This is a genomic window from Pontibacter sp. LHS1 (genome assembly GCF_058932855.1).
Window position 1 is genome coordinate 1 of record NZ_JBZYWF010000025.1, and the last position, 2,334, is coordinate 2,334.

Annotated in this window: 1 rRNA gene; it reads right to left on the reverse strand. The window is 55.4% G+C overall.

Annotated features, from left to right (window positions below):
* A 23S ribosomal RNA gene (locus AC5FXQ_RS21705) occupies positions 1-2,221 on the reverse strand; the annotation flags it as partial.
* Between the last annotated feature and the right edge of the window lie 113 nt (positions 2,222-2,334).

A 2,334-nucleotide genomic window follows, 5' to 3' on the forward strand; every position in this document is an offset into this window, starting at 1 on the left:
TGAGGGGTTAGGCGCCAAGCAACTCAAGGGCCGTATTTCAAGGAAGAATCCACGACGCCTGGCGACGCCGCTTCGCATTCTCCGGCCTATCCTACACATGAGTTACCCAGCGTCAATGCTAAGCTATAGTAAAGGTTCATGGGGTCTTTCCGTCCCGTTGCGGGTACTCGGCATCTTCACCGAGACTACAATTTCACCGAGCTCACGGCTGAGACAGCGCCCAGATCGTTACACCATTCGTGCAGGTCGGAACTTACCCGACAAGGAATTTCGCTACCTTAGGACCGTTATAGTTACGGCCGCCGTTTACCGGGGCTTCGATTCAGAGCTTCGCCTTGCGGCTAACCCCCCCTCTTAACCTTCCGGCACCGGGCAGGTGTCAGGCCTTATACGTCATCTCTCGATTTTGCAAAGCCATGTGTTTTTGTTAAACAGTCGCCTGGGCCTTTTCACTGCGGCTTCTCCATCGCTGGAGGAAGCGCCCCTTCTCCCGAAGTTACAGGGCCATTTTGCCGAGTTCCTTGGCCGTGATTCACTCGAGCACCTTAGGATTCTCTCCTCGACCACCTGTGTCGGTTTGCGGTACGGGCGGCCACGTATTTAAACGCTTAGCGGGTTTTCTAGGGAGCCTGCTTAGGGACGCTATCCCCGCGCCCGAGGGCTTGGGGTACTATCGGCTTTCAGCTAGCCCGGCGTACTTCACTACCGGGCCACTACCTACGGCCTTCAACGCACTATTCCGTCAGTGCGCGGTCCTTTCACTTCTCCGTCACCGCATCGCTATACGTAGCCGGTACTGGAATATTAACCAGTTGTCCATCGACCTGCGCTTTCGCCTCGGCCTTAGGTCCCGACTAACCCTGATCCGATTAGCGTTGATCAGGAAACCTGGGTCTTTCGGTGTGCGGGTTTCTCGCCCGCATTATCGTTACTTATGCCTACATTTGCTTTTCCGGGCGCTCCAGCGCGCCTTGCCGGCACGCCTTCGTCGCCCCCGGAATGCTCCCCTACCAGTGTATATAATACAATCCGCAGCTTCGGTACCACGCTTGATGCCCGATTATTATCGATGCCCTGTCGCTCGACCAGTGAGCTGTTACGCACTCTTTAAATGAATGGCTGCTTCCAAGCCAACATCCTGGCTGTCTAGGCAACTGGACCCCCTTTGTTCAACTTAGCGCGAATTTAGGGACCTTAGCTGGCGGTCTGGGTTCTTTCCCTCTCGGCGCGGGACCTTAGCACCCCGCGCCTCACTGCCGCGTATATCAAATGGCATTCGGAGTTCGTCAGGATTCGGTAGGATTTGACTCCCCCTAGTCCTATCGGTAGCTCTACCTCCATATGACTCGACCGCGACGCTGCCCCTAAAGGCATTTCGGGGAGTACGAGCTATTTCTCAGTTTGATTGGCCTTTCACCCCTACCCACAGGTCATCCAAATACTTTTCAACGTAAACTGGTTCGGACCTCCAGTTGGTTTTACCCAACCTTCATCCTGCCCATGGGTAGATCACAAAGTTTCGCGTCTACCCCCCCTGACTGTGCGCCCTGTTCAGACTCGCTTTCGCTGCGGCTCCGCGCCTCAAGACGCTTAACCTTGCCAGGGAGGAGTAACTCGTAGGCTCATTATGCAAAAGGCACGCCGTCACCCAACGAATGGGCTCCGACCGCTTGTAGGCGCATGGTTTCAGGATCTGTTTCACCCCCCTATTCGGGGTACTTTTCACCTTTCCCTCACGGTACTGGTTCACTATCGGTCTCTCAGGAGTATTTAGCCTTAGCGGATGGTGCCGCTGGATTCAGGCGGGATTTCTCCGGTCCCGCCCTACTCAGGATACCACTAGGGCCAAGCAGCTTACGCACACGGGACTATCACCCCCTATGGTCAGACTTCCCAGTCTGTTATGCTTCAATACTTGGTCCCACGGCGTGGTCCTACAACCCCAGCCCTGCCGTAACAGGACTGGTTTGGGCTCTTCCGCGTTCGCTCGCCACTACTTGCGGAATCATTGTTATTTTCTCTTCCTCCGGGTACTTAGATGTTTCAGTTCCCCGGGTTCGCCCCCTTTCGGGTGGTATGTCTTCAACATACCGGGTTGCCCCATTCGGACATCCGCGGATCACATCGTATGTGCCGATCCCCGCGGCTTTTCGCAGCTTGTCGCGTCCTTCATCGCCTCTGAGAGCCTAGGCATCCCCCATGCGCCCTTCTCTGCGTTCTCGCCGGTGACCCGAAGGTCGCCGGCCCGCTTCTTGGGCTGCACTAGAATTGCTTCCAGGCAGTCTTACCTTATAATGTCTTTGTTTTTCTCTCTCCCATCATGTCAAAGAACTT